Genomic DNA, 23,983 nt, shown 5'->3' with positions numbered 1-23,983 from the left:
CGATTGCGGGGCGGCTTGGTTGACGGCTCGGGCGTTGGCGCGCTCGGGCCGTCACTGTTTTGGTGTGGTGATTTCCAGATGGCGGGGTGCCCGGATACCGATTCGGGCCTTTCCGTCGCGCGCTGCGAGAACGACAAGGTGGATGCTCTCCCCAATGTGGATCTCGCCGTCCTCGTACTGCTTGATGACACGGCACCCCGCGAGGGGATGATCGCTGCCGTGGGCTGGCATCGGAATTTTCCTACTCACTTTTCAGGTTTCCTTGGTTCTGGTTGGCGTGAGAAACTGCAAAGGTCGGGGTAGATGCGTCACTCGGTGCAGCAACGCAAAAAACGGCGCTGGGACGGTTCGCGGCAACGATCTCTGCGACTCGCAGCGGTACGACGACCGACGCAGTGAGCGAGACCAGGACCCAACCCACGCGAATCAGCGTAGAGACCTTGCGGTCCGATCCGTGGGCGTAACTGGCTTTGATGCAGCGGCAGTTGGAGTTCATGCCGGCAACCTCGCGCGCGTCCCTAGGCGATAGCCGAATCCGCCTTGCAAGCAGCGGAGACGATGCTCAACCGGCAGCACTAGGGGATCGACGTCCGGAAATGCGACCAGGACAGTCGCATGGTCGGCATGATCGAGAAGGCTAAAGCCTCGGTTCGGAAGACGGCTCTCATAGCGCTTCCGAAGGGTGTTCAGTTGGCGCACCAGCCTGTGCTTACTGCGCCAGGTGTCCTTTATTGCGTGCATCTCTGTGGCTCCCATCAACCGCGGGTTGCGGCGACAGGGCTGGATTAGGCATTGCTAATCGCGAGTTCAATAGGTATTGCTAATTTACTTTGACTAATTTCTAAACTCGTTCAGAAATCCGCATTAGGCGATCTGACGCGCGCTGTACTGGACCACCGCCTTGCCCGCGATGAACAAGTCGTCCGGTGCCGCGTAGGGCGGGAAGAGCGGGTTGGCGCTAACGATGTACACGCCGTCGGACCGGCGCTGCAGCCCCTTGATCTGAGTTTCGCCGCCAATGTTGATCACGTAGATGGCGTCGCCATCGAAGTAGTCGACGGCGGTGTCGACCATGACTACGTCGCCGTTGTTGATGATCGGCGCCATCGACGGGCCCCGGCCAGTGATGAGCTTGAGCCGGCCTGGTTTCGGCAGATAGCCCAGGCGTTGCCGGATATCCCATTCGGCGTAATCCATGCTCCGAATAACTTCCGGGAATTCCTCATTCACGACCCCTGCGCCCATGCCTGCTGCTCCATCTAGTAGCTCGAGCCGAAGGTATCCGGGGGGTGTCTCACGGACGGAGAGCGGCGGCGTGTCCGGAGCGTCGTCGATAGAGCCCTCGCCTGTTGCAAGCCACAGGGCCGGAACCCCAAGGACGCGCGCAGCCTTGACCAAGGCATCCCCCCTGATCGACTGCGATTTCCCGCTCAGCCAGCCGCTCACACTCGGGGCGGAAACCCCAACGGCCTTGGCCAGTTCAAGTTGAGAGACGCCTGCGCGCGCCAGCGCCGTGCGAAGCCGGGTTGAGAGATCCATGGTTAGGGTCTGTGAATGGAATTAGGCAATGTTACGCACGAAGACGTTGTAAAGTAAATTAGGAACTGCTAATTTCCTTCGCCATGACCACGACTACCCACGTTTCCGCGATCAGCGATCCCGTACAGGCATCACAACTGATCGATTCCCTCGGGGGCACGAAGCGAGTCGCTGCCTTGTGCTCCGTCAGAGCCCCTTCAATCAGCCAGTGGCGCAGGCGGGGTATTCCCCGGCCCTGGGCGCTGTTCTTCCAAGCCAAGTTCCCCGACAAGTTCGACGCCGATGGCAATGTCGTAGCCGGGGCTGACCCAGTCGCGGCTGGGTAATCAACTCTGCTGAGGTCGACGGAACGGCCCGGGCGCAGTGAAGGAAAGCGTGCATCCCCGGCGTGGTAGTGGCCGCTCGGGTGTCTGGCGCGAGAACCCAACGTCCAGATACGACGAAGCCCCCGCTGTCGGGCAGACATGCGCGGAGGCTTCGTTCAGAGCGAGGCCACTATGCCACACCACGAATCCGATGCAAACCTGCATGGACAGGGACCACGTCCCTATGGCGAAGTCATGCAGGAAGCGCTTACTCGCATCCAGGAGCGCCATGCCAGGCCCTTGGTCAAGCTGCAGGAGCGCCTTCCCGACGGCCGAATCGCGGTAGAGATCTACGACCGGACTCGCCCGGGCGACGAACCTACCTACGACTTCTACTGTTCCGGCCCGCAGCAGGCGCTGGAGTGGATCCAGCAAATGTCCAGCAAGCGCTGGATCACCGCAGAGCACTTGGGCGCCTTCGCCACGTTGATGATTGCCGCATTCCCGGAAGTCTCGGGGGCATCGGCGTGAGCGTTCAGGCAATGACATGGGCGCTGGACCAGCAGGACGTGACCGACTCGATTTCCCGACACGTGTTGCTCTGCCTCGCCAACTATGCGGACAAGGACGGCAAAAACGCATTCCCGTCGGCATCCACGCTCGCGCAGGACACCGGCTTGGCGGTTCGCACGGTGCGTGTCCGGCTCGCCCAACTGCTGGAAGCGGGCATCATCAAGAAGGGCAATCAGATGATCGTGGCCGCCCACATCCCGGCTGCCGATCGCCGTCCCGTTTGCTATGACCTCGTCATGTCACGGGGTGCACCACATGCACCCCGTGAGGGGGAACGGGGTGCACGCCACGACACCAACGGGGTGCACGCCACGACCGAACGGGGTGCACGGCGTGCACCCAATCCGTCATATAACCATCAGAAAGAAAACCGTACCCCTGTAGTCCCCGGCGGGGACGACACAGCTGATTCGCTTGCTCTGGAGAATCCGGCCAGCGAGGAAGGAACCGATCCCCTCGAGGCCATCGTCACCGCGTACAACCGCATCTTGGGAAACCGCCCAGGTTGCCGGGCCAGTCTCACGACTACGCCGAAGCTCTCCCGCGCGCTGGGTAGAGCCTCCACCTTGGCGCAGACGGTGTGCAAGCAGCATGGGCTGGTGTTTGAGCCGGCCGAGTTTTGGGAGGTCTACTTCACGTCCTGCCTGGACGACAAGTGGCTGCGTGGCGACACGCCCAACCCCAACAACCCCAAGTGGAAGCAGAGCCTGCCGACGCTGATCGATGAGGACCGGTTCGCGCAGATTATGGACACGGTCCTGTCGGAGATGCTGGAGGGCCGGGAATGAGGCGCGAGGACTTTGACGCCGAATCGGCCGTGCTCGCTTGCCTGCTTCGGGACGGGCAAGCGTACTGGCGGATCGCCGACTTCCTGTCGTGCGACGACTTCACCAACGCCGGGAACCAGCGGTTGTTCAGGACGCTCCAGCAGGAAATCACCGCAGGACGACCGACCGACGCAGTCACCATCGGCGAGCTCGATGGTGGGTTGGCCACCCTTGCGCTGGATATCGATTCGACCTCAATCGGCAACCCGAGGTTCATCCGCAGCTATGCCGAGTTGGTCAGCAAGCGACAGCTGCTGCGCCGACTCCGCGCAGCCGGCCGCATGATCGCCAATCTTGAGCCGGACGAGGATGTTTTCGGCGAGGCGCAGCGAATCCTGGCCTCGTGCGCACCACGGATCACATCGGGTGGCCCGAAGCACATCAGCGAGTTCGTCCGTCAGTCCATGCGCGGCCTGACCGATCGCGCGCATTCTGACCGTGATCTCACGGGCGTTCCGACCGGCTATGCCCCATTGGATGACTTGACCGGCGGCTGGCAGCCAACGGATCTGATCATCATCGCGGCGCGGCCCAGTGTTGGTAAGTCTGCGTTCTCGCTGCAGTCGATCCTGCATGGCACACGGCCCAAGGAAGGTGTGAAAGGCTTCATGGCGTCACTGGAAATGTCGGGCGAGCAGTTGGCTGATCGGGCTATTTCCCACATCGGTCGGATCAACGCCGTACACATCCGTCGACCGAAGTTGATGGAGGAGGATGAATGGGACCGGTCCGCTCCAGCGGCCAAGACGCTGATGGAGCACTCGCTATTCATTGATGAATCCTCGGGCCTGAACGTCGAAGGCATCTCCGCTCGCGCCCGCCAGCTGCACTCGGAGAACCCGCTGGGCTTGATCGCAATCGACTACCTGACCTACATCGACCTGCCTCGCAGGGAGACCACGGAGCAAGGCATTCAACATGTCACCCGGAGTCTGAAGGGGCTCGCCAAGGAGCTGCGAGTTCCGGTGATCTTGCTTTCGCAGCTGAACCGCGACGGCGACGACGAGCCCAGCCTGAAGCACCTGCGCGGGTCCGGCGCGATCGAGCAGGACGCTGACGTGGTGATCTTCCTCCATCGCCCCGACAAGTCCCGCCGCGACGTTGTGAAGGTCAAGGTCGAGAAGCAGCGTAATGGCGCCCTGGGCGAGTTCTACCTGAACGCGATGATGGAGAGGCAGCGCTTCGAGCCTATGGATTGGAACCCGCCGGCTACGCCAGAGCGCAAAACCCTGCGCTCGGTAGGAGCAGCACGGCAGCCAAACCTGCGGAAAAACTGGCAGGAGCGTGACGATGAGTAACTACATCCCTTCGGGGTCTCAGGCACTTCGTCTCTTTGCCGACACCCTCGACCAGCAGGCGGATCGGCTCGACCGCCTGTTGTGGCGGGATCGGGGACAGCGGTCTACGACCGCACAGGCGTACCGCACGTCGGCATCGCTGGCGCGGCAGCAGGCGGTGAAGTTGGAGCAGATGGAGAGGATGGCCGCTGCGCGCGCTGGGGGCGGGAAATGAGCCTGTCGCTGAAGGAGCAGCTGAAACACTGGGGCCATTACCAGGAACATCGGTTCTGCGCACCGCTCGCCCCGGAGGAGGCGCCGAGCAGGGACGAACACCCGCTGGCCCGGGCTCAGCAGTTCGCCCAGGGCACGAAGCGTGATCGCCCGCCATTGCTCCGCGACGGACACGACCGGCGCATGCTGCTGGGGGCCGGCGCCGGCCGGGTGAATCGCAACGGGGCAGTGCTGCCCGTCGCGCCTTGGGCGGTTGATCCGATCCCATGCACTGAAACCCGCACCTTGGTCTCCCGATCAGCCACCGCCGCCGTGATGGTTGGTTCGCCAGACGAGTATCGATGGATCGACCGCGCGCTGTCCGACCTCTACCGGCAGAACATGGTGCGCGCGCTGGTGGTGCTGGAGGAATTCACAGGGCGGGGTAGCCAGGCGCAGCGGGCCGCAGCCGTCGCCAAGAAGCTCGGGGCCGCGTTCACGAAGTGGCAGTACCGAAAGGAGCTGGACAAGGGCATGGCGTTCATGGAGGCGCGGCGCGCATGAGAAATCTGACATTGGCACAGGCCGCTCGCGATGCGGTGTACCTGTGCGCAGCCTGCGGCGCCGACGGGGTAGTCCGAATCAGCGTTTCCCGAAACCCCGAGGGCAGCATCTGCCGCCGGCCCAGCGTAGTTGCCTCTCAATGGGCCTGGGTGGGTAGCGAATCGAGAGCGAAGCTGCTCGTGCGCCGGCTTCGCCGTCAGTGGGCTGAACGCTACGTTGTGGGGGAGGGCTACCGGTTCGACTATGGTTCCGAAGGCAGAACCTTCCGGGACGAGCTCAACCGGGTCTTTGAGGAGGTTGTGGGCGGGTCGGCGGCATGGGAGAAGCTGGGGCCGAGCGCCTTGGCGATCCTCAGGGGGCGATGACAGATGGCCCGGCGAATGCACCGGGCCGGGCGTGGCGTTTGAGTCCTCAACGTTCATCACCGGCTTGAAGCCGGGATGGGCATAGCTGGCTCCAGCACGGTGGGTGCGCGGTCAGTCTGCGCACCGCACCGCGGGGGTTTCCGACTATCTGCCAATGCCCCGTGCTGCCCCACGGCGGTACGATTGAGCCTCACCCAACAGCGGAGAACCGCGCTTGAACACGGACGATCAGACGAAACTCGCACGCTCTATTGGCCGCGACGTTGCACAGGAGCGTGCCCTCCTGGCTTTCATCGGCAGCCCCCGCAGGAACGAACCGGCAGCGATGGCCGATATCCTGAAGATGAACTTCGAGATGGGCCGCACCCAGCTGCAGGGGCGCCTCGTTGAGGCCAATCTGCCGGACAACCTCTACCGCACGGCCGAGGATGAATTCCGCAAGGTGAAGGACGCCATCCTGGACGGCGTCAAGAACGGCAAGTACGTGGTGCCGCCACGCTGACCAAGCCCAACCGTCCTCCTTATGGGGGACGGTTGTTTTCCCGGTTCCAAACCGGAGAAAGGCCCGGTTTCAAACCGGACCTTTCTGAGCAATAGACGGAATTCCGCCTATCTCGGGCCCTCGGTCGGCCCGCCTCAGCCTTTCTTGTCGATTTCGTTGAAGAACAAGGGCTCGCGGGCCAAGTCCTTTCCATCCTCTCCGACGAGGTATGCCCCCCAACTCTTGGAGTAGAACGCGCGCTCTTTGCTGAAATCCTTGGATTCGGTTCCAGCCGTCGTCAAATAACTCCCGTGGAGCGTAATGGTTTGCTCATTGCCATCCGTAGACCACACCAAGGCGCCGACGGGCGGCTTCCCTGGCCCCTCGATAGCCCCAAGAACCCGGAATTCGACCCTCACGCCGTCAGCGAGGTGGACGCAGCTGGAAGGGCTCTCCAGATATCGGATCTCCCCCAGTTCCTTGCCGCTCATCGCGACCGCTACGTCCAACATATCCTCCCGGTCCTTGATTTGCGCTCGAAGAAACCAGCCCCCCTCCGACTGGATCAACGACCCAAGCGGCCTGTCAAAGTCCCTTCCCACCGCAAACGCGGTCGCTTTAATCAGCATGTCTTCGTCTCCTCTGGCAGAAATCTGAGTCTACGGCCGCAGCGTTCGGCTGTGCCGGTCGTCACGTCCTCGGTGCCTCGTGCCGGCTGCGCCCGTTCATCGCCATCCACAGGTCGAGCAGCAGCTCCCCGTCGCGGTACATCGGTTCCGCCCCCTTCTTCCCGCCGCTCGCAAGCCGCGCTCTTGACCGTTGCCAACAAGCTGCTACAGTTCTCGGCATGGTGGGGAGAGTCCCATCTACACGGCTCGCCAATCGGTGGGCCGTTCGCGTATCTGGCTCCGCAACTCCGGGAATTGCCGGAGTTGAAGAACTGGTACGCCGGCGCAAACCGCGCCCATCCGTAAACAAACAGGGCGGCGCCCCGATGCCTGCAAGCACCGGAGCACCGCCGCCGTACACGCGTTCCAGCCGCGTGCCATTGGCTCAAGCCCTGCCGCTCTCCGGAGAGCGAGTGAAGCTTGCTTAACTAATGTCGCATGAGCTGAGATTTGAAGACCAAGACACTGTTTCCCTGGCCGGGTGGCAAAACACGCCTGGCGAAGCATCTGCTGCCGCTGATCGATGAGCGGCCACACACCTGCTACGTCGAAGCCTTCGCCGGCAGCGCCGCCATGCTGTTCGAGCGTGCACCGGCCAAGATTGAAGTCCTGAATGACACGCACGGCGAGCTGGTTCGGCTCTACCGCGTGGTGGCCAATCACCTGGACGAGTTCGTTCGGCACTTCCGTTGGTCACTGACCAGCCGGGAAATGTACCGGTGGGCTCAGCTGCAGCACGTCGAAACGCTGACTGATATCCAGCGCGCCGCGCGGTTCTACTACCTGCAGAAGCTGAGCTTCGGTGGAAAGGTGGACGGGCAGTCGCTGGGCGTTGGCCCGACGGCGACAAAACGCATCAACCTGCTCCGACTGGAACAGGATCTGAGTGATGCCCACCTCCGGCTACAGGGGGTGGTGATCGAGCAGCTGACTTGGCAGCGGTGTATCGAGAAGTACGATCGGCCCGAAACGTTGTTCCTGCTCGATCCTCCGTACTGGGAGACCACGGGCTATGGAAGCGAGTTCGGCATGGATCAGTACGAGCTGTTGGCTGAAACCATGAGCCAGCTCAAAGGCCGGGCAATCCTGACCATCAACGACCACCCCGCCATGCGCGCGCTATTCGATCGCTTCAGTCGGGTCAGCGTGCCCATCCGCTACACCGTGGGTGGTGGCCAAGGCGTTGCTCGGAGCGAGCTGATCTACACAACCTAGCCGGGCATCGGGTCCGGCAGGGTATCCATGCCCCGCTCGGCGCGGCGGGGCTGAACCTCCGCAGGAACCGAGATGACGCAGATCACTCCCCAACAGGCTGGCGGCGTGAACGTCGTAGCCTTTCTCGACATGCTGGCTTGGTCCGAAGGTACGGACAACGGCAAGCAGGCCACCAACGACCGCGGCTATGACGTGATCGTCGGCGGGCAGTTGTTCAAGAGCTACGCCGACCACCCGCGCGTGCTGGTGGACCTGCCGCGGCTGAAGATCCAGTCGACCGCAGCCGGCCGCTACCAGCTGCTGCGCCGCTACTACGACGCCTACAAGAAGACCCTCGGCCTGAAGGATTTCTCGCCGCTGTGCCAGGACCTGATCGCGCTGCAGCAGATCCGGGAGCGTCGCGCGCTGCCGCTGATCCAGGCGGGCAGGATTCCCGAGGCCATCAAGGCGGTCAGCAACATCTGGGCGAGCCTGCCCGGAGCTGGCTACGGCCAGCACGAACAGAAGCTTGCCGACCTGCTGGCCGTGTACCGCAAGGCCGGCGGGACGGTGGTGCCGTGACTGAGCCCGTGAGCACTCTGAAAACCATTGTCGGGACGTTCACCGCGGCCGTTGTGGCGCCGGCGACCGCTGATGCGCTGCGGGAGGCCGAAAGGGTGATCCTCGGCGTACCGCAGTCCGTGCTGCTGGTTGCCATGGCGGGAGCGCTGATCGGCGTCCTGCTGCTGCCGGAAAAGGACGCGGAGCGCGTGGCCGCTGACGCCAGCCGCCGGCGCGGCCACCGCCTGCTGCAGACTGCCGCGCGCTGGGCTGCCCTGGCTGTGGCGGTCGTGGCCTACGCCATCGTGGCCGCATGGGTCATCGCCGTTGCCGCGTCCATCTGGCCGGCGCTGGCGGGCGCCCCGCAGCTTCCCCTGGCCGGCCTGTCCGGCGTCCTGATCCGCCGGCTGTTGCCCGGCTACGTGCGCATGGTGGAGCGGGCCACCGGTGCCATCGGAGGCGATAAGCCATGAGCGTACTGATTCGATTCCTGCGCGCGCTGTGGACCCTGATCGTAGGCGCCGCTGCCGACGCGCTGCAGTGGCTGAGCAAGCCCGGCAGCAAGGTCAAACTGGTGTGCGCGGTGCTGGCCTTCGGCTGCATGGTGTCCGGGCTGACTGCCTGGGAGAAGGAGCAGAAGATCCGCGACCTCAGCGCCCAGGTGATCAAGGTCCGGGCGGACTGGCAGGCCGATGCCGCCCGACTGCAGGCCGACGTGGACAGCCGCGATCAGCGTCTGGCCGAGGTCGCCGCCGCACTGAGGGCGGAAGCCGAGAAGCTGCAAGCCCTCCGGGACGAGAGTGCGGAGGCACTGCGGGCCTTGGCAGGAAAGGTCGAGGCTTCCGAGAAAGAGGCATCCACCTGGCGCGGTCGCTATGAGCAACGGCCCGACACCTGCAAGGCAGCACTGGAGCTGCTCGATTCCGCTTGCCCGGCACTGAAGGGGTACTGACATGCGCGTCATCGTGGTTGCTACCGCTGCCCTCCTGGCCGCGTGCCAGGCAGCACCTACCAAGCCGAACCCGCCGGCGGCAGCCGTCATCACCATGCCGGTGGCCACCTACGTCCCGATCGATCCCCAACTGCGCAAGCGCTGCAAGTGGGTGAAAGAGGCGGCGCCGTCCGCCGTATTCGAGGTGAGCAACGGCCGGAAGCGTTGCCTGCTGCAGTACGAGGCGCAGCTCGACGGCATCGACCAGGTGCAGGGCAAACCTGTCCCGGATTTGCCCTGATGGTCCGGCAGACGGCGCGGGAACGCCGCGTGCTGGCGTTGGGTCGCCTGAAGACAGGCGAGATGAACAAGACCGAGGCCGCGTATGCCGAGCGGCTGCGCGCGCTGCAAGCGGCAGGCGAGGTGCAGTGGCACCGGTTCGAGGGCATGAAGCTGCGCTTGGCCGACAACACGTTCTACACCCCGGACTTTGCAGTCATGGCTGCCGACGGCGTCATGGAGTGCCACGAGGTGAAGGGCCACTGGCAGGACGATGCACGGGCCAAGATCAAAATCGCCGCCGCCATGTACCCATTCCGCTTCATCGCGGTGAAGGTCAGGCGCAAGCGCGACGGCGGTGGCTGGGAAGTGGAGGAGTTCTGACCCTCCCTACTGATGCTCCCTGAGCAACTCCTGCAGCTGGCTCGCGAGGTAGGAGATATCAGAGGATGGCCCGTAGAGCCCGGTGACCCACTCAGACGGTGGGGCATTGGTCCGCAAGGAGAAGTTGGCGGATGCCTGCCTGATAGCTGGCTCGTAGAACGCATCCTCGATCCTGGTCAGCCGTCGCTTCGAGCCGTCGACAGTGCCGGTGGCCGCGCGCTGCTTCAGGTGGGCTTTCAGCTCTACCAAGCGTGCGCGGTAGTCCTGCAGTTCATCTGGAGCCAGGGATCGATGGCGGTCGCCTGCTGCGGCAATCTCTTCAAATTCGTCATGTACCCGGAGCAGCTCGGCAAGTACGAGTCGTGCTTCATGGAGATCAGTGGTGTCCATTCAGTTCAATCCTGATGACGGCGTCGTCCGTGTGGAAATGTGCGTGCGCGGCGGTAAGGAGGGTGACCTCAGCCGGTACATCGCCTCTGGCGCGCTGCGCACCCTGGATTCTATTGCTGCCATGGATCAGGGACCTGCGAGACGAAAGCTGATCAGCTGCCTGATCCAGCAAGCACGATCGCTCAAGCGAAACGAGGATGAGCTGCGATTGGCCGCAAGGGCAGGGAGTGCCAAGCAGTGAGCGTGGCTCGCGGCCGCAGGACCCGGCAGACCGGCGGCAGCGCCTTCGCCCACCTGTATGGCACCGCTCGGTGGCAGCGCACGCGCAAGGCTCAGCTCGACCGTGAACCGCTCTGCAGTCGGTGCAAGGCCCGCGGGCACGTGACGGTGGCAACGGTGTGCAACCACACGAACGGACACCCGCCTGGGGAGACCGAGGAGATGTTCTGGTCTGGACCCTTCGACAGCCAGTGCTCCGACTGCCACAACGTCGATCAGGCCCGTTTGGAACGGGGTGCGGTGCAGGTCCGAGGGTGCGATGAGGACGGGTGGCCGGTGACCGGCTGACGCGTTCCACGCTCCTGTTCCACAGGGGGGGGTGAATTTATGCCATTTCGACCGGCCTAGACCGACCGTCCCCCCAAACACGCGTATCCACAATTCACGGGACGACCCTCGACCGGGCGCCCCCAGTCAAGAAATCCCGCACTTTCCCGAGGAATTCATGCCAAGGCCCCGATTGCCCGTCGCAAAGGCTGCGACAAGCGGCGCCGCCATCAAGAATCCCGGCCGGCACGCTGGCCGGAAGAAGCCGGCGGGCACACGAAGCTTGGGCGAGCCGTACAAGGCCATGACTGCGGCGGAGAAGCGGGCATGGAAGGAATTCGCGACGGAAATGCCCTGGCTCAACGCGAGCCACCGAGTACTGCTCCGCCTTGCCTGCCTCTGGACGGCCCGGATGGATGACCCGAAAGCCGAGTTCGGCGTGTCAGCAACCCAGGCGCTCAGCTCGATTCTTTCGAAGCTGGGCGCCACACCTGTGGATGAATCGAAGGTCTCGCATGGCGGTGACGAAGAAGACCAGGGCGAAGAATTCTTCGGTGGCCCCAGCTCCGGCCGACCGCACTAAGGCGTATGCGCTGGATGTGGTGGCTGGCCGGATCGTTGCCGGCCCTCATGTCCGAAACGCCTGCCGGCGCCACCTGCAGGATCTGATAGAAGGCCCCGAACGGGGCCTTTACTTCGACCACGGGGCTGCCGAGTACGCGTTCCGCTACTTCGAGAACGTCTTGATGCTCTCCGAGGGTCAGTTCGAGGGCCGCAAGTTCGAGCTGCACCCTTCGCAGGCGTTCATCATCGGCTCGCTCTTTGGCTGGAAGGGCGCAGACGGGCTTCGCAGGTTCCGTCGCGCGTACATCGAGCAGGGAAAGGGCAACGGAAAGAGTCCGCTGGCCGGTGGGCTGGGCCTGCTGGGGATGACGGCCGCAGGCGAGGCCGGCGCACAGATCTACTCGGCGGCAGCGAAGAAGGACCAGGCGGGCATCCTGTTCGCCGACGCGGTGAAGATGGTCAAGAAGTCGCCGCTCCTGGCCAAGCGCATTGAGTTCGCTGGCGGTGAGGGTCGGGAGTTCAGCATGGCGCACCACGCCAGCGCGAGCTTCTTCCGGCCGGTGTCGCGCGATACGGGACGCACCGGGTCCGGTCCGCGACCGTTCTTCGTGCTGGTCGACGAGGTGCACGAGCTTCCCGACCGGCGAATCATCGAAATGCTGGAGCGCGGCTTCAAGTTCCGGCGCGAGCCGCTGCTCTTCATGATCACCAACTCCGGCAGCGACCGAACTTCGGTGTGCTGGGAGGAGCACGAGCATGCGGTAAAAGTCGCCGCCGGCCACACCGAGGCGGTGAACGATCCGACCTTCGTCGGCGACGTGATCGATGACCGCACCTTCAGCTACGTGTGCAGCTTGGACGACGGGGACGACCCGCTTGAGGACCCCAGCTGCTGGGCAAAGGCCAATCCCCTGTTGGGGGTAACTATTACCGAGCAGTACCTGGCGGATGTGGTGGCGCAAGCCAAAGCGATCCCCGGGTCTCTCAACGGAATTCTTCGTCTGCACTTCTGTGTGTGGACCGATGCGGAGACCGCTTGGATGACGCGCCCAACGCTGGAACCGGCGCTGGCCGACTTCGACCCGCGCGTGCATGAGGGACGCAAGGTTTACCTCGGCCTGGACCTGTCGCAGGTTCGCGATATCACCGCGCTGGCGGCGGTGGTGGAGACCGGCACAGTGCCGGTGGAGGTTGAAGTCGAGGGCGAGAAGCTCGTCATCGAGAAGCCCACATTCGACGCCTGGATTGAGGCTTGGACGCCCGGCGACACGCTGGACGCGCGGCAGCTGCAGGACAAGCTGCCATACCGCACGTGGGTCAATGGTGGATACCTGCACGCGCCACAAGGGCAGGCCATCAACTTCCGGCATGTGGCCCAGGTCGTGGCGGAGTACGACAACCGGTATGACGTGCAGCTGGTCGCGTACGACCGCTACGCGTTCCGCAGGTTCGAGGAAGAGGTCAACGACATTGGCTTGTCGGTGACCTTCGCCGAGCACCCGCAGGGCGGCTGCAAGAAGGGCAAGCCTCTGCAGGCCGCGGTCGAGGCCGCAGAGCAGTCGGGACAGCCGGCGCCCGAAGGCATGTGGATGCCCGGATCGCTACGCCTGCTGGAGGAGGCGCTGCTGGAAGGCCGCCTGCGCCTGCGCCGGAACCCCGTTCTGGTGTCCGCAATCATGTCCGCCGTCATCGAATCGGACCGCTGGGGCAACAGCTGGCTGTCGAAGGCCAGGTCGGCAAACAAGATCGACGCCGCCGTGGCCCTTTGCATGGCCATCGGAGCGGCACACGCCATGCCACCGGATGCCGGCGGCATAGACGACTACCTGGAAAACGGCTTCTTTGGACTGATCGGATGACTACCTTTCGTTGGTACAACCCGCTGAGCTGGCGGTTCTTCGGATACGACGACCCTGCCACCGGCAACTACGTGGAGGTCGATCTATCCACCGGTGGCCGAGGCACCAAGGCTGGCGTCCGGGTGACGCCCAAGAAGGCGCTGACGGTCAGCATCGTCTGGTCGTGCGTGAAGGTGCTGTCCGAGTCTGCCGCGGGGCTGCCTTGGAAGCTGTATGAGGACGCGGGCGGCCTCCGCCAGCTGGTCAGAGGGAGCAGCCCGCAGAGGCGCCGTCTGCTTCGCCTGCTGAGCAAGCCGAATCCGTTCATCAAGTGGCTGGACCTGATCAAGGCGGTCGTGGTGAACATGGCGCTGCGCGGCAATGCCTTCGCCATCATCCAACGTGACGACGGTGGTGGATGGATCGGCCTGATTCCCGTGCCGGTGGATAGCGTCCGCATCGACACAGACGACGGCCTGATCTACTGGGCGACGATCAACGGCAGCGAAACGCCGGTCTCGCCGCAGAACATGCTGCACTTCAAGCTGTTCAGCCCAGATGGCATCACTGGCCTGTCGCCAGTCGAGTATCAAGCCGAAACCATCGGCCTAGCGCGCGCTGCGCAGGACTGGTCCGCCCGGTTCATGCGCAAGGGTGGTTTCACCGGTGGATACATCATCTATCCCGGCTTCCTGACCAAGGAGCAGCAGGCGCAGATCAAGGCGAAGTTGCCGGATATCCGTCAGGGCGATGTAGACGACCTCGGCAAGATGGCCATCCTGCAGGGCGGCCCGACGATCACGCCGGCCGGACTGACCCAGAAAGACAGCCAGTTCATCGAATCGCAGCAGTTCCAGGAAGAGGCGCTCGCCGGCATCTGGGGCGTTCCGCTGTACCTGACGAACCGCGCTCGCTCCACGTCGGTGCTGGGCTCCAATCTGGAGCAGCAAACCAGCGGCTTCGTCACCTTCGGCCTGAAGCCATACCTCGATGCCATCGAGAGCGAGATCAACGACAAGTTGTTCGCTGATGGCGACATGTTCGTGGAGGCTGTCGTGGAGGGCCTCCTGCGGGCCGACAGCGGCGCCCGTTCTACCTACTACAAGACGGCCCTCGGCGGCTCCGGCGGCTCGGGCTGGATGACCATCAACGAGGTCAGGGTGAAGGAGAACCTTCCTGTGCTGGAAGGCGAGCAATACAACCAGGTCACACGGTGGACCAGCAACAAGCCCGATTCCAGTAACGACGACCCAACGGGAGATCCCGCCAATGCTTAGCAAGTATTCCTGCCCTTTCGAGGTAAAGGCGGCAGATGATGCCGGCAACTTCGAGGGCTATGCCTCGGTGTTCAACAACGTGGATCTCGGCGAGGACCTGATCCTCCCTGGCGCCTTCGTCAAGGTGAAGACGACTCGGACTGGCCGACTGCGCCTGGCGCTGTACCACAACCTGACCCGGCTGATCGGCGATGCCGAGTTCAAACAGGACGGCAACGGCCTGCACTTGAAGGGCAAGGTCAACCTCAACGTCAGCTACGCCAAGGACGCCTACGAGCTGATGAAGGCCGGCACCTTGGACGAAATGTCAGTCGGCTTCAACACCTTGGAGGACGCGATTGAGAACCGCGAAGGACGTCGGGTGCGCGTCATCAAGAAGGCCGAACTGTGGGAGGCATCGGTTGTCCCATTCGGCATGAACCCGGATGCACAGGTGATGAGCGTCAAGTCCGACGTTCGCGCCTTCGAATCAGCCCTGCGCGAACGCATGGGGCTGTCCCAGAAAGAGGCGGCGGCCGTCGCCTCGCTCGGCTTTCCCGCGATCCACCGAGACGGTGGCATTGGGGACACGGAGACCGTGAAGCAGCTGCAGAAACTCGGCAACTCCATCCAATCCATCTTTGAAGGAATGAACTAATGCCGGACAATATCATTGAGATCCGCGAAGGCCTGGAAAAGCAGCTGAAGGACGGCTTCGCCGGCCTGCAGAAGAAGTACGACAGCGCCTCGGCCGAGATCGAAAAGGGCAACCAGGTCACCACTGACCTGAAGAAGCAGATTCAGTCCGCCACCGACGAGATCCAGAAGGTCGTCGACAAGGTCCTGAAGCTGGAAGAAAAGGGCATCGGCCTGGGCAACCAGCCCGGCACCAAGAAGGGCTTCATCGACTTCATCAAGGGTAACGACGAGTACAAGTCGCTGATCGGCCGCGAGAAGTCGGCTGCGGAGATCGAGATCCAGAAGGACGAGCTCGCGTCCATGCAGGAGACCAAGGCGGTCACCAGCGCAGGCATCGTCGTGCCGAACTACGACCCGACGATCCAGCCGGGCATCCGTCAGGAACTGCGCATCCGCGACCTGATCCCGTCGATCTCCGTCACCGGCCAGAGCTACACCTACTTCCGCGAGAAGCTGCACACCCGCGGCGCCGGCCCGGTCGGCGAAGGCACGGCCAAGCCGCAGAGCAACGTCACCTTCGAGCAGAAGACCGACCTGGTGAAGAAGCTGGCGGTCTGGATCCCGGTCACCGACGAAGCGCTGGACGACGTGCCGCAGATGTACGGCTACCTGCAGCAGCTGCTGCGTTACGACCTGAAGCTGGAAGAAGAAGTCCAGATCCTGAAGGGCGACGGCCTGGGCAACAACCTGCCCGGCCTGATGACTGACGCCACGCTGTTTGATGACGCCCTTTCGAAGGCAAGCGACACCTCGATCGACACTGTCCGCCGCGCAATCTATCAGGTGCGCAAGCAGTCGAAGCTGTCGGCCGACGCCACGGTGATGACCGAACTGGACTGGATGAACATCGAGCTGGAGAAGGACAGCCAGAACCGCTACCTGTTCGCCAACCTGCAGGGCTTCGTTACCCCGATCCTGTGGGGCCGGCCGGTGGTCGCCTCGGACAGCATGGACGAAGGCGACGGCACCACCACCGGTGGCGAGTTCCTGGTCGCCAACTTCCAGCGCGGCGCCACGATCTACGACCGCATGAGCTTCCTGTTCAAGGTCGGCCTGATCAACGACGACTTCGTGAAGAACCAGCGCGTGCTGCTGGTCGAAGAGCGTCTGGGCCTGGCCAAGCGCCGCATCGAGGCATTCGTGAAGGGCCGCTTCAAGCCGCAGGCGTGATAGCGAGCTGATCCCGAAAGAGGCCGGCCACGCGCCGGCCTCTCTCTTTCGATACGGAGCAGGAACATGAAGATCAAAGCTCAATGGGGCTTCCGCGGCGACGCCCTGAAGCTCAATGCAGAGTCTGCCGATGTGAAGGCCGGCCAGGTGTTCGAAGACGTGGATCCGGAATACGGGCACGTGCTGGTAGGCAAGGGCCTGGTGGTGCAGATTCCGGAAGGCACTGCGCCCAAGGAGACGAAGCCGGCCAAGCCTGCCGAGCTGAAGGCGGGCGAGGGCAGCGACGTGGTCCCAACCACCAACAGCGACGGAGCGACAGACGCGGCAGGCACCCAGACGGCCGGTGGTGAAGCGTCCGGCGGTGCTGGTCCGGCCGACGCCGTCAGCGATGCTGCCGCAGGCGGTCCGACCACTTCCGATCAGGGCGGCGACGATAAGAAAGCGCTCTTGATTCAGCAGCTCGAGGCCGCCGGCGTTGAGTTCGATCGCCGCTGGGGTGCTGCCCGCCTGGAGGCAGCGCTCGCTGAAGCCCAGAAGAAGGATCCCGCGTAATGGCCGTCACCCTCGATCTGGAGCTGGTGCGCAAGCAGTGCAACATCGTTGCCGACGTGGACGACGCCCTGCTGCAGCAGTACGTGGCAGCGGCGTTGGCACACATCGAGCAGCACTGCGACCGGAAGCTGGTCGAGGGCGAGCCTGCCGCCCCGGATGAGATGAAGCTGTCGCCAGACGTGATGCAGGCCGCACTTCTTCTGGTGGGACACTGGGTTTCTAATCGCGAGGCGATCATCGTCGGTGAGGTCTCGACCGAGATTCAGTTCGGTGTGGAGCGCCTCCTTTGGTACAGGAAGGCATTCTGATGCGTGCTGGCAAACTGCGCTGGAGGCTTCTGCTGCAGCGTCCCGAGAAGACACGTGACGACTACGGCGAGGAAACTTTGACGTTCGTCAACGTCGGGGAGGTCATGTGCGGAGATGAGCCGCTTTCTCTTCGGGGTACGGCGGCTGTCCTCGGGGTCGAGTCAGGATCGATCAACGCCCCGGTGTTGCGGTGGTTAACGATTCGGCACAGGGGCGATATCGCCGAGGAATGGCAAGTTGTGCGTCAGACGGGCGATCGGGCTGGGGTTCCGATGACGGTCATCGCGGTTCGAGATGGCGAGCGGCCTGACGAGATGAACCTTATCGCGAGGTACAGGCGTGTCTGACTTCGATATCCACATCACTGGCCTGAGCGAGCTAGAGACGGCGCTTCTGGAGCTCTCTGATCGGGCCGCCCGCCGGGCGCTCCGAAAGGGCATGCGCCGCGGAGCAATCGTGGTCAGAAACGACGCACGCAACCGCGTCAGGATCGCGCGGGGCAAGCTGCGTCGATCGATCCGCGTTCGGGAGCGCAGCGACGAGCAGGGCTGGATGCGGTTCGCCGTGGAGGTTCCGCGATCGGCCTTCTACGGCAAGTTTGGCGAGTACGGCACATCGAAAATGGCCGCCTGGCCATTCATGCGGCCTGCAGCGGAGTCGAAGACCGAGGAGGCCGTTGGCACCATGCGCGATGCCCTCGGCGAGGCGATTGTTGACGAGATGCGGAGGACCCGCCGATGAACCTCGATATCCGCCTCACGGCGGCAGCCGCCACGATCACCGCAGCCTTCTACCCGTTTCCTGCCCCGAAGGACCGCCCGCCGTTGTACGTGACGTATCAGCGTGCAGGCGGCAAACGACACACGACCCTGAACTCTGGCGCCGGTGCCGAGAGAGGCACGTTCCAGATTGATGTTTGGGGTCCGAAGAAGGGGCCAGTGAGGGAACTTGCTGAGCAGCTCAAGGATGGTCTGCCGGACCTGCTGAAGGTAGGTGAGATCACCGACAACCCCGATGACTACGAGTCGGATACCTCGCTGCACCGCGCCAGCTTTGACGTAACCGTTTGGGCCTGACGGCCGCCGAACCCTGCAACCACCATGCCGCCTCCGGGCGGCTTTTCTTTACCCCAAGGAGCCAACATGGCCACGAATGAAGCGATCTCCGCGCAGGACTCTGCGCTCTATGTGAAGAAGGGCACTGCGCCCACCACGCCGAACGATCCGGCCGGCTACACCGAGGTCGACGGCCTGACGGGCTTCCCGTTCGGCCGCGGCCAGGCCAACACCCTGGACGCCACCAACCTGAAGTCCAAGCAGGTCGAGAACATCGCCGGTCTGGCTGGCGGCCAGACGGTGCAGGTTGCTGGCCACCGCTGGCCGGTTGGCAAGTCGGCCGGCCAAGAGATCCTGCGCGATGCCGACCAGGATGAGGACCTGCACTTCCTGATGGTGCTGCCGACCGGCGATGCGGCCACCTTCGTCGGTAAGGTGGCCGGCTTCAACGTCACCCCGGGCACCAACGCCGTGCTGACCTTCACTGCGGACCTGCTGCCGCGCGACTTCACCATCGTCACCCTCCCGACCGGACCGTAAGCCATGACCCTGTTGAACAAGAGCCAGATCCTCGCCGCATCCGACCGCAAGACTGAAGACCTCGAGGTCAAGGAGTGGGGCGGCACCGTCCGTATCTCCACCATGTCGGCCAGCGACCGCGACAAGTGGGAGCAGGACACCTACGGCGGCGAGAAGACCAAGACCGAGGACTTCCGCGCTCGCTTCGTCGCCCTGTGCCTGGTGGATGAGAAGGGCGACCGACTGTTCACCGACAAGGACGTGGCGCAGCTGGGCGCCAAATCGGCTGCGGCCCTGGACCGCGTGTTCCGTGCAGCGCAGAAGCTCAACGCCTTGGGCGATGCTGCGATCGAGGCCGCTGAAAAAAACTGACGAGCCGGCCTGAGCGCCGGCTTCAGTTTCGGATCGCGTGGCGCCTCGGCTTCCCGCATCCTGACCAGATGCTGGCGGGGATGGACTCCCGCCAGCTGACGGAGATGTACGCATTCGCCCGTATAGAACCGCTGGACCAGCCCCTCCAGGACATGCTGGCCCAGCTGACCGACGTACTGGCCCGGGTCCATGGTAATGAGACCAGCCCGAGGGACTTCCTGCTGGTCCGCGAGGCCCGGCCACCGGTTGATGAAGGTGCGGCCCGCGCCCAGCGGATTGCTGAGCTGTTCCAAGCTGCTGCCGCGAAGAACACGGTCAATTGAGGGTGTGGAAAGAATCCCTACCTCTGCCCGGTTCGCATGTAACGTTTCGCCTTGGCGATGGCTTCGTACTGATTCGGTTGGCAGCCGAAGATATTTGCGCACCAGGCCTTTGTACGGATCTGATATTTACCGCCGTCGAGGGGTTCCTTCGTGATGCTGAAGGCGAGACTAGGCGATGCGTCAGTAGGGTTGTAGGTTTCGATTACTGTGTCGTTCTGAATCTGCAACTTAAAGCCCGCATTGGCGCTCACGAAGTACGTTGCGCGCTCCCAAATGGTCTTGCACTCGGCTTCGCTGTTGCAATACAGCGGTTCGTTCAACTCGCTTTGCAGATCGGGTGGAAGTTTCGAACCTGGCGGCGATGTAGCGCAGCCGGCCAACAGCATTACTGCCAGAATGTTGATGTGGCGCATTAGTCCCCCTATCGCGACGGATGTTCGCCTCGTCATATTGCCGCTGAGCGGGGGGCGGTGTACAGCCCAGCTCGTCGAAACTGCGCCCCCACAGCCAGCGCGCCACAGCCGCTTAACCCTCAGCCCGCCGCTCGGCGGGCTATTTATTGCCCGGAGTAAAACGTGTCATCAACTGCCGCAACCATTGATGTGCAGCTGCGGGCTAACACCGCTGCCTATCGTGCGGAGATGGTTAACTCCGCACGGACCACCACGCAGCAGCTTGGCCTAATCCGTAAGGAAGCCTCCCAGACAGCGGTTTCGATCGCGAACCTCAACAGGGCAGCGATCGGGTTCGTAGGCTTCGAAGCGGTCAAGAACGGGGTGTCGGCGCTGCTGGACGCACAGAAGTCGATCCAGCAGATCCATTACGGTCTCATGGGTGCAACGGGGTCCGCTCAAGCAGCAGACAAGGCTTATGGATTCGTCGCGCAGACGGCGAAGGACCTTGGCCTGAACTTGGAGGAGGCCGGCAAGAGCTTCACCAGTATGTCGGCGGCTGCTACAGCGAACGGCATTGCCATGAAGGATCAGCAAGAGCTGTTCCGGCAGCTGTCGCGCTCGGCGACGGTGATGCACCTGACCAGTGAGCAGATGGGACGAGCCACCACGGCGCTTGGGCAGTCCTTCAGCAAGGGCAAGTTCCAGGCCGAGGAGCTACGGCAGCAGCTTGGCGAAGCAATCCCCGGCATCGTGCCACGCTTTATGCAGGCGGTTGCTAAGATGAACGAAGGAACGGCTCTTGCTGGCAAGTCCTTCGACAAGCTCCTCCAGGACGGTGACCTGAGCGTCCAGAAGTACCTGCCAGCGATGATCAAGGCGCTTGAAGCGTCCGGTACTGGAGCGGAAGAGGCGGCGAAGGGACTAAGCGCTGAGCTGAATCGCCTTTCCACGGCGTGGTTCAACTTGAAGGTCAAGGCTAGCGGCGGGGTGTTCAGCGACGCCGCCATCTCGTCCGTTCGATTCATGGCCGAGAATTTGGAGAACGTCGCCGGTGCGGCGACGGTGGCTGCGGGTGTCATCGCTGGCCGTCTCGTCGGCGTCGGTGCTGGCAAGGCATATAGCGCTGTCGCTACACCGATCACCGATCGGATGGCTGCATCCAGCCAGGCATCGGACTTGGCAAACGTCGCGCGGGAGCGTGTCAAGGAGGCTGCCGCAACAGTCAACCAGGCAAGGGAGTCTGTACGCCTTACCACGACGTGGAAAGCCCAAGCTGCAGCCGCCCAAGATACTGCTCGGGGCCAGTTGGCTGTGGCTGCGGCTGCCCACGAAGCGGCACAACGGACGCTAGAACACCAGCAGGGCGCGGCAACGCTGTCTGCCAACCTGCGGGCGCAGAAGGAGGCTCAAGCCGCAGTGGTTGTTGCCCAACGCAACCTTGAGCGGGCCCAGCTCGAGTACAACGCAGCATCTCTGTCCGGAACGCGAGCTGATGCAGCAGCTACCGCGGCGAAGGGGCGGCTGATCCTGGCCCAAGAGGCTGCTGCCGTAGCAACCAACAACCTCACTGCGGCGCGCGGGAGGGAGGTCGCTGCGGCGTCGGCATCCTCACTCGGCGGAATGCTGGCTGGCGGACTGCGCAGTGCAGGTAGCGGCTTGTTAGCGCTGGCTGGTGGCCCATGGGGCGCAGCAGCGATCGCCATTGGGGCGCTCGGCATCGCGTATGTGGATGCCCAGAAGAAGGCCGAGGCGGCAAGGGCTGAGTTCGACGCACAAGTTAAGTCGATGGACACGCTTCGTGTCGCCATCCAGGACACCTCAGCCGAATATGGGCGGATGGATGGTTCCAAGTCGATACGCTCCGCTGCTGAGGACTGGAACCAGTACGGCGTGGCAGTGCGCAAGGCCGATGCCGAGATCGAGAAGGTCAAGAAGGAGATTGCAGACTACCGTCGGGATATAGAGGCGGCTAAAGACCAGTTGGAGATGGGTGGCGGCGGGTTGGGAGTTGGCTTCTACACCACCAAGCTGGAGGATGCCCAGGCTCGACTGCAGCAGTTGTCGAAGGAGACGGAATCGACTCGCGCTGCCTTCCAGACGCTGGAGGGACAGTTGAAGAAGTCGATGGATCCCGACCTATTCGAGAAAATGCGCCAGGCGGCATTGAACGCAGACGACGTGAAGTTCGACAGCCTTCGAGCAAAGCTCGACAGGACTAGTCAGGCGGCTCTGGATGTATACCTCGCTATTGAGAAGATCAATAGCGCAGGTCGCGACGATATCTGGGATCGCAAGGTTGCACGTCTCAAGCGCGAGCAAGGAGAGCTAGCCGCTTGGGATGCAGAGCGACTCAAGGACTTTGCCGCAAAGGGAAATATCAAGCTTGATGGGATATCGCCGGCCTCGTTGGCGGACCCCGATGGGATGGCGGCGAAGATGGCTCTTTCCGCACTGACCAAAGATCAGCAGCGTGAGTATCGCGAACAACGGGCTGCAGTTGCGGAGAGCATCGCGGCCGAGAAGGAATGGAAGGAGTCGAAGAAAGACACCGCGAAGGCCACCCGTGAGTCGTTGAGCGAGTCCAAGGCTCAGGAGAACCAGTACACCTCGATCATGGACCGGATCAAGCGGCAGATCGCTCTGGATAAGGAGCAGATGGGCCTGACCGACGACATGACGGCGGCGCAGAAGATCCAGGTGGTCGTCACGAACGAGATGGCCTCAGCCAAGAGCAAGCTCAGCGATGAGGAGAGGAAGCGCGTCAAGACGCTGCTTGACGAGGCGGTCGCACAAGGCAAAGCACTGGCAGCCCAGGAATCGGCGAAGAAGGCCGCGCAGGACCTGCTGCGGCTGCAGAAGGAGTTGAACGAGGCGGCAGTCACGCAGCAGCAGGGGAACGATATCGACCTGGCGGCTATCGGCACCGGTAGCGAGCAGATGGAGCGCATGCGCCGGCAGCATCAACTCAAGGAAGAGTACGACCGCAGGCTGTCAGCGCTGAACGACCGCAACGCCAGCGCCAACAACGGCAATGGCTATAGCAAGGAGCAGTACGCGCAGCAGCTGGCGGAGCTGGACAAGTACCACCAGGACGCGCTGGAGCGTGAGGCTCAGTACCAGGAGGCGCGGCAGCGCTACATCGGGGACTGGAGGGAGGGGGCATCACGCGCCTTCTCCGACTATGCCGCCACCGCAGCGAATTCCGCCGAGTTGGCCAACCAGGCATTCACCAACGCCTTCCAGAGCATGGAAGATGCGTTTGTGAACTTCGCTTTGACCGGGAAGCTGTCGTTCAAGGACATGGCTCGATCGATTATTGCCGACCTGTCCAGGATCGCGGCCAAGCAGGCGATTGTCGGGATTGTCAGATCGATAGGGCAGGCGTGGGGCCCCCAGATCACCGGCTTCGACTCAGGTGGCTACACGGGGCATGGTGGTCGCCTTGAGCCGGCCGGCATCGTACACAAGGGCGAGGGCGTTCTCAGTCAGGATGACATGCGGGCGTTGGGTGGTCCTAGCGCGTTCCATTCGCTGCGTGCCTCACTCCGCCGTGGCTATGCCGTTGGCGGAATTGGCGGCGATGCCCCAACCTCGGCACCGGTTGCCCTGGGTGGTAGCGGCGGCGGCCGAGGCGGCGACGTGAACGTGGAGATCAACATCGCGGGCGACGGGAACGCCAATGTCCAGTCGAACCAACCGCTGATGCAGCAGTTCGGCAAAGAGATCGGCCAGTTTGTAGAGGCCAAGTACCGCGAGCTGCAAACCCGCGACCTCCGTTCGGATGGGATTCTCGGTAGCAGGCTCCCTAAGCGCTAGAGGCCGGAAACCCCAGTAT

Annotated in this window: 33 protein-coding genes; 28 read left to right on the top strand and 5 right to left on the bottom strand. The window is 63.2% G+C overall.

Features of this window, described 5'->3' with window-relative positions; all coding sequences use genetic code 11:
- Window positions 1–51 precede the first annotated feature (51 nt).
- Both VG561_RS03235 and VG561_RS03230 read right to left on the bottom strand, forming a co-directional pair.
- Complete coding sequence (locus VG561_RS03235; protein WP_423179389.1) at window positions 52–231, bottom strand: carbon storage regulator; 180 nt, start codon at window positions 229–231, stop codon at window positions 52–54.
- A gap of 633 nt (window positions 232–864) precedes the next feature.
- Window positions 865–1,539, bottom strand: a complete 675-nt coding sequence (locus VG561_RS03230) for a helix-turn-helix transcriptional regulator (RefSeq protein WP_322546774.1) — start codon at window positions 1,537–1,539, stop codon at window positions 865–867.
- Window positions 1,540–2,099: 560 nt separating this feature from the next.
- On the opposite strand from VG561_RS03230, the gene VG561_RS03225 reads away from it, so the two are divergent.
- The 7 genes from VG561_RS03225 to VG561_RS03195 all read left to right on the top strand — a co-directional run bounded on the left by VG561_RS03225 (window position 2,100) and on the right by VG561_RS03195 (window position 6,165).
- On the top strand, window positions 2,100–2,375 hold the full coding sequence (locus VG561_RS03225; RefSeq protein WP_021203783.1) for a hypothetical protein: 276 nt from the start codon (window positions 2,100–2,102) through the stop codon (window positions 2,373–2,375).
- A gap of 38 nt (window positions 2,376–2,413) precedes the next feature.
- Window positions 2,414–3,205, top strand: a complete 792-nt coding sequence (locus VG561_RS03220) for a helix-turn-helix domain-containing protein (protein WP_322546775.1) — start codon at window positions 2,414–2,416, stop codon at window positions 3,203–3,205.
- Window positions 3,202–4,542, top strand: coding sequence for a replicative DNA helicase (locus VG561_RS03215; protein WP_322546776.1), 1,341 nt, complete (start codon window positions 3,202–3,204; stop codon window positions 4,540–4,542). Before VG561_RS03220 ends, VG561_RS03215 begins: the two co-directional genes overlap by 4 nt.
- Window positions 4,535–4,756 carry a hypothetical protein gene (locus tag VG561_RS03210; protein ID WP_121725808.1) on the top strand — a complete coding sequence of 74 codons (222 nt, stop codon included), beginning with the start codon at window positions 4,535–4,537 and terminating at the stop codon, window positions 4,754–4,756. Before VG561_RS03215 ends, VG561_RS03210 begins: the two co-directional genes overlap by 8 nt.
- Window positions 4,753–5,298 (top strand): hypothetical protein, encoded by a 546-nt coding sequence (locus tag VG561_RS03205; RefSeq protein WP_189720437.1) that lies wholly within the window; start codon window positions 4,753–4,755, stop codon window positions 5,296–5,298. The genes VG561_RS03210 and VG561_RS03205 overlap by 4 nt, the downstream gene beginning before the upstream one ends.
- A complete protein-coding gene (locus VG561_RS03200) occupies window positions 5,295–5,663 on the top strand; it encodes a hypothetical protein (protein ID WP_322546777.1) in 369 nt (122 codons plus the stop codon). Before VG561_RS03205 ends, VG561_RS03200 begins: the two co-directional genes overlap by 4 nt.
- 325 nt (window positions 5,664–5,988) lie before the next feature.
- Window positions 5,989–6,165: a hypothetical protein gene (locus tag VG561_RS03195; protein WP_021203789.1), complete on the top strand. Its 177-nt coding sequence runs from the start codon at window positions 5,989–5,991 to the stop codon at window positions 6,163–6,165.
- A 134-nt stretch (window positions 6,166–6,299) separates the two neighbouring features.
- Here VG561_RS03195 and VG561_RS03190 read toward each other — a convergent pair whose 3' ends face one another.
- Entirely contained in the window at window positions 6,300–6,773 is a 474-nt protein-coding gene (locus VG561_RS03190) for a hypothetical protein (protein ID WP_322546778.1), read from the bottom strand.
- A gap of 489 nt (window positions 6,774–7,262) precedes the next feature.
- On the opposite strand from VG561_RS03190, the gene VG561_RS03185 reads away from it, so the two are divergent.
- The 6 genes from VG561_RS03185 (at window position 7,263) to VG561_RS03160 (ending at window position 10,161) form a co-directional block, all read left to right on the top strand.
- Window positions 7,263–8,027 carry a DNA adenine methylase gene (locus VG561_RS03185; RefSeq protein WP_134729626.1) on the top strand — a complete coding sequence of 255 codons (765 nt, stop codon included), beginning with the start codon at window positions 7,263–7,265 and terminating at the stop codon, window positions 8,025–8,027.
- A gap of 72 nt (window positions 8,028–8,099) precedes the next feature.
- Entirely contained in the window at window positions 8,100–8,588 is a 489-nt protein-coding gene (locus tag VG561_RS03180; protein ID WP_322546779.1) for a glycoside hydrolase family 104 protein, read from the top strand.
- An 8-nt stretch (window positions 8,589–8,596) separates the two neighbouring features.
- Window positions 8,597–9,040, top strand: coding sequence for a hypothetical protein (locus VG561_RS03175; protein ID WP_223224762.1), 444 nt, complete (start codon window positions 8,597–8,599; stop codon window positions 9,038–9,040).
- On the top strand, window positions 9,037–9,519 hold the full coding sequence (locus VG561_RS03170; protein WP_021203794.1) for a hypothetical protein: 483 nt from the start codon (window positions 9,037–9,039) through the stop codon (window positions 9,517–9,519). The genes VG561_RS03175 and VG561_RS03170 overlap by 4 nt, the downstream gene beginning before the upstream one ends.
- Before the next feature lies 1 nt (window position 9,520).
- Window positions 9,521–9,799: a hypothetical protein gene (locus VG561_RS03165; protein ID WP_322546780.1), complete on the top strand. Its 279-nt coding sequence runs from the start codon at window positions 9,521–9,523 to the stop codon at window positions 9,797–9,799.
- Complete coding sequence (locus tag VG561_RS03160; RefSeq protein WP_262086901.1) at window positions 9,799–10,161, top strand: DUF1064 domain-containing protein; 363 nt, start codon at window positions 9,799–9,801, stop codon at window positions 10,159–10,161. Before VG561_RS03165 ends, VG561_RS03160 begins: the two co-directional genes overlap by 1 nt.
- A 6-nt stretch (window positions 10,162–10,167) precedes the next feature.
- Here VG561_RS03160 and VG561_RS03155 read toward each other — a convergent pair whose 3' ends face one another.
- Window positions 10,168–10,551 (bottom strand): hypothetical protein, encoded by a 384-nt coding sequence (locus VG561_RS03155; protein ID WP_322546781.1) that lies wholly within the window; start codon window positions 10,549–10,551, stop codon window positions 10,168–10,170.
- On the opposite strand from VG561_RS03155, the gene VG561_RS03150 reads away from it, so the two are divergent.
- From VG561_RS03150 to VG561_RS03085, 14 genes are all read left to right on the top strand, one after another.
- The gene (locus tag VG561_RS03150) at window positions 10,544–10,792 is read left to right on the top strand and encodes a hypothetical protein (RefSeq protein ID WP_322546782.1); all 249 of its coding nucleotides are present in this window, start codon (window positions 10,544–10,546) and stop codon (window positions 10,790–10,792) included. The genes VG561_RS03155 and VG561_RS03150 overlap by 8 nt on opposite strands.
- A 588-nt stretch (window positions 10,793–11,380) precedes the next feature.
- Window positions 11,381–11,680 (top strand): hypothetical protein, encoded by a 300-nt coding sequence (locus VG561_RS03145; RefSeq protein WP_237826723.1) that lies wholly within the window; start codon window positions 11,381–11,383, stop codon window positions 11,678–11,680.
- Entirely contained in the window at window positions 11,613–13,520 is a 1,908-nt protein-coding gene (locus VG561_RS03140; protein ID WP_322546783.1) for a terminase large subunit, read from the top strand. The genes VG561_RS03145 and VG561_RS03140 overlap by 68 nt, the downstream gene beginning before the upstream one ends.
- The gene (locus tag VG561_RS03135; RefSeq protein WP_322546785.1) at window positions 13,517–14,776 is read left to right on the top strand and encodes a phage portal protein; all 1,260 of its coding nucleotides are present in this window, start codon (window positions 13,517–13,519) and stop codon (window positions 14,774–14,776) included. The genes VG561_RS03140 and VG561_RS03135 overlap by 4 nt, the downstream gene beginning before the upstream one ends.
- Window positions 14,769–15,413, top strand: a complete 645-nt coding sequence (locus tag VG561_RS03130; RefSeq protein ID WP_423179370.1) for an HK97 family phage prohead protease — start codon at window positions 14,769–14,771, stop codon at window positions 15,411–15,413. The genes VG561_RS03135 and VG561_RS03130 overlap by 8 nt, the downstream gene beginning before the upstream one ends.
- The gene (locus VG561_RS03125; RefSeq protein WP_322546787.1) at window positions 15,413–16,624 is read left to right on the top strand and encodes a phage major capsid protein; all 1,212 of its coding nucleotides are present in this window, start codon (window positions 15,413–15,415) and stop codon (window positions 16,622–16,624) included. Before VG561_RS03130 ends, VG561_RS03125 begins: the two co-directional genes overlap by 1 nt.
- 66 nt (window positions 16,625–16,690) lie before the next feature.
- A complete protein-coding gene (locus VG561_RS03120) occupies window positions 16,691–17,176 on the top strand; it encodes a hypothetical protein (RefSeq protein WP_322546788.1) in 486 nt (161 codons plus the stop codon).
- On the top strand, window positions 17,176–17,484 hold the full coding sequence (locus tag VG561_RS03115; protein ID WP_169828482.1) for a head-tail connector protein: 309 nt from the start codon (window positions 17,176–17,178) through the stop codon (window positions 17,482–17,484). The genes VG561_RS03120 and VG561_RS03115 overlap by 1 nt, the downstream gene beginning before the upstream one ends.
- Window positions 17,484–17,831 (top strand): phage head completion protein, encoded by a 348-nt coding sequence (locus VG561_RS03110; protein ID WP_322546789.1) that lies wholly within the window; start codon window positions 17,484–17,486, stop codon window positions 17,829–17,831. Before VG561_RS03115 ends, VG561_RS03110 begins: the two co-directional genes overlap by 1 nt.
- Window positions 17,824–18,225 (top strand): HK97-gp10 family putative phage morphogenesis protein, encoded by a 402-nt coding sequence (locus VG561_RS03105; protein WP_322546790.1) that lies wholly within the window; start codon window positions 17,824–17,826, stop codon window positions 18,223–18,225. The genes VG561_RS03110 and VG561_RS03105 overlap by 8 nt, the downstream gene beginning before the upstream one ends.
- The gene (gene gp17 / locus VG561_RS03100) at window positions 18,222–18,560 is read left to right on the top strand and encodes a tail completion protein gp17 (RefSeq protein ID WP_322546791.1); all 339 of its coding nucleotides are present in this window, start codon (window positions 18,222–18,224) and stop codon (window positions 18,558–18,560) included. The genes VG561_RS03105 and gp17 overlap by 4 nt, the downstream gene beginning before the upstream one ends.
- A gap of 66 nt (window positions 18,561–18,626) precedes the next feature.
- Window positions 18,627–19,079 (top strand): phage tail protein, encoded by a 453-nt coding sequence (locus VG561_RS03095; protein ID WP_423179369.1) that lies wholly within the window; start codon window positions 18,627–18,629, stop codon window positions 19,077–19,079.
- Between the two features lie 3 nt (window positions 19,080–19,082).
- Window positions 19,083–19,430 carry a hypothetical protein gene (locus VG561_RS03090; protein ID WP_008265925.1) on the top strand — a complete coding sequence of 116 codons (348 nt, stop codon included), beginning with the start codon at window positions 19,083–19,085 and terminating at the stop codon, window positions 19,428–19,430.
- Between the two features lie 80 nt (window positions 19,431–19,510).
- Entirely contained in the window at window positions 19,511–19,753 is a 243-nt protein-coding gene (locus tag VG561_RS03085) for a phage tail assembly protein T (RefSeq protein ID WP_199747427.1), read from the top strand.
- Window positions 19,754–19,770: 17 nt separating this feature from the next.
- Here the strand turns inward: VG561_RS03085 and VG561_RS03080 are convergent, their stop codons facing one another.
- Window positions 19,771–20,166, bottom strand: a complete 396-nt coding sequence (locus VG561_RS03080) for a hypothetical protein (RefSeq protein WP_322546924.1) — start codon at window positions 20,164–20,166, stop codon at window positions 19,771–19,773.
- Between the two features lie 162 nt (window positions 20,167–20,328).
- On the opposite strand from VG561_RS03080, the gene VG561_RS03075 reads away from it, so the two are divergent.
- The gene (locus VG561_RS03075) at window positions 20,329–23,964 is read left to right on the top strand and encodes a phage tail tape measure protein (protein ID WP_423179368.1); all 3,636 of its coding nucleotides are present in this window, start codon (window positions 20,329–20,331) and stop codon (window positions 23,962–23,964) included.
- The last annotated feature ends 19 nt before the right edge of the window (window positions 23,965–23,983 follow it).

The organism is Stenotrophomonas sp. CASM110 (genome assembly GCF_049384345.1).
GTDB lineage: Bacteria > Pseudomonadota > Gammaproteobacteria > Xanthomonadales > Xanthomonadaceae > Stenotrophomonas > Stenotrophomonas muris.
Note: the sequence above shows the minus strand (reverse complement) of the source record. Positions and strands in the feature narration are given on the sequence as shown.

Excerpts from the sequence above, each read along its gene's own strand:
- VG561_RS03210 (WP_121725808.1), top strand. The coding sequence starts at position 4,535 with ATGAGTAACTACATCCCTTCGGGGTCTCAGGCACTTCGTCTCTTTGCC.
- VG561_RS03165 (WP_322546780.1), top strand. The coding sequence starts at position 9,521 with ATGCGCGTCATCGTGGTTGCTACCGCTGCCCTCCTGGCCGCGTGCCAG.
- VG561_RS03120 (WP_322546788.1), top strand. The coding sequence starts at position 16,691 with ATGAAGATCAAAGCTCAATGGGGCTTCCGCGGCGACGCCCTGAAGCTC.
- VG561_RS03125 (WP_322546787.1), top strand. The coding sequence starts at position 15,413 with ATGCCGGACAATATCATTGAGATCCGCGAAGGCCTGGAAAAGCAGCTG.
- VG561_RS03195 (WP_021203789.1), top strand. The coding sequence starts at position 5,989 with ATGGCCGATATCCTGAAGATGAACTTCGAGATGGGCCGCACCCAGCTG.
- VG561_RS03225 (WP_021203783.1), top strand. The coding sequence starts at position 2,100 with ATGCAGGAAGCGCTTACTCGCATCCAGGAGCGCCATGCCAGGCCCTTG.
- VG561_RS03190 (WP_322546778.1), bottom strand. The coding sequence starts at position 6,773 with ATGCTGATTAAAGCGACCGCGTTTGCGGTGGGAAGGGACTTTGACAGG.
- VG561_RS03080 (WP_322546924.1), bottom strand. The coding sequence starts at position 20,166 with ATGCGCCACATCAACATTCTGGCAGTAATGCTGTTGGCCGGCTGCGCT.
- VG561_RS03085 (WP_199747427.1), top strand. The coding sequence starts at position 19,511 with ATGGACTCCCGCCAGCTGACGGAGATGTACGCATTCGCCCGTATAGAA.
- VG561_RS03155 (WP_322546781.1), bottom strand. The coding sequence starts at position 10,551 with ATGGACACCACTGATCTCCATGAAGCACGACTCGTACTTGCCGAGCTG.
- VG561_RS03180 (WP_322546779.1), top strand. The coding sequence starts at position 8,100 with ATGACGCAGATCACTCCCCAACAGGCTGGCGGCGTGAACGTCGTAGCC.
- VG561_RS03205 (WP_189720437.1), top strand. The coding sequence starts at position 4,753 with ATGAGCCTGTCGCTGAAGGAGCAGCTGAAACACTGGGGCCATTACCAG.
- VG561_RS03130 (WP_423179370.1), top strand. The coding sequence starts at position 14,769 with ATGCTTAGCAAGTATTCCTGCCCTTTCGAGGTAAAGGCGGCAGATGAT.
- VG561_RS03160 (WP_262086901.1), top strand. The coding sequence starts at position 9,799 with ATGGTCCGGCAGACGGCGCGGGAACGCCGCGTGCTGGCGTTGGGTCGC.
- VG561_RS03170 (WP_021203794.1), top strand. The coding sequence starts at position 9,037 with ATGAGCGTACTGATTCGATTCCTGCGCGCGCTGTGGACCCTGATCGTA.
- VG561_RS03200 (WP_322546777.1), top strand. The coding sequence starts at position 5,295 with ATGAGAAATCTGACATTGGCACAGGCCGCTCGCGATGCGGTGTACCTG.
- VG561_RS03215 (WP_322546776.1), top strand. The coding sequence starts at position 3,202 with ATGAGGCGCGAGGACTTTGACGCCGAATCGGCCGTGCTCGCTTGCCTG.
- VG561_RS03230 (WP_322546774.1), bottom strand. The coding sequence starts at position 1,539 with ATGGATCTCTCAACCCGGCTTCGCACGGCGCTGGCGCGCGCAGGCGTC.
- VG561_RS03235 (WP_423179389.1), bottom strand. The coding sequence starts at position 231 with ATGCCAGCCCACGGCAGCGATCATCCCCTCGCGGGGTGCCGTGTCATC.
- VG561_RS03140 (WP_322546783.1), top strand. The coding sequence starts at position 11,613 with ATGGCGGTGACGAAGAAGACCAGGGCGAAGAATTCTTCGGTGGCCCCA.
- VG561_RS03115 (WP_169828482.1), top strand. The coding sequence starts at position 17,176 with ATGGCCGTCACCCTCGATCTGGAGCTGGTGCGCAAGCAGTGCAACATC.
- gp17 (WP_322546791.1), top strand. The coding sequence starts at position 18,222 with ATGAACCTCGATATCCGCCTCACGGCGGCAGCCGCCACGATCACCGCA.
- VG561_RS03110 (WP_322546789.1), top strand. The coding sequence starts at position 17,484 with ATGCGTGCTGGCAAACTGCGCTGGAGGCTTCTGCTGCAGCGTCCCGAG.
- VG561_RS03135 (WP_322546785.1), top strand. The coding sequence starts at position 13,517 with ATGACTACCTTTCGTTGGTACAACCCGCTGAGCTGGCGGTTCTTCGGA.
- VG561_RS03090 (WP_008265925.1), top strand. The coding sequence starts at position 19,083 with ATGACCCTGTTGAACAAGAGCCAGATCCTCGCCGCATCCGACCGCAAG.
- VG561_RS03095 (WP_423179369.1), top strand. The coding sequence starts at position 18,627 with ATGGCCACGAATGAAGCGATCTCCGCGCAGGACTCTGCGCTCTATGTG.